This is a genomic window from Monashia sp. HAY1-2A (genome assembly GCF_056755315.1).
In genome coordinates this window covers 1-232 of record NZ_JBNDHY010000833.1, presented here as the reverse complement: position 1 = coordinate 232, position 232 = coordinate 1, and the positions used below count along the sequence as shown (strand labels likewise).

The 232-nt window shown below is 70.3% G+C and carries 1 pseudogene; it reads left to right on the top strand.

Going from position 1 to position 232, the window contains the following annotated elements:
- A pseudogene (locus tag ACPYOM_RS24115) lies at positions 1-232 on the top strand (redox-regulated ATPase YchF); the annotation flags it as partial.

Below are 232 nucleotides of genomic sequence, written 5' to 3'. Positions count from 1 at the left end.
GCGCGGCGCGTCCGAGGGTGAGTGTCTCGGCAGCAAGTTCCTCGCCAACATCCGCGAGGCCGACGCCATCTGCCAGGTCGTGCGCGCCGTCGAGGACGCCGACGTCGTCCACGTCGACGGCAAGATCAGCCCGGCGGGCGACATCGAGACGATCCACACCGCGCTGATCCTCGCCGACCTCCAGACGCTCGAGAAGGCGGTGCCGCGCCTCGAGAAGGAGGCCCGGGTCAAC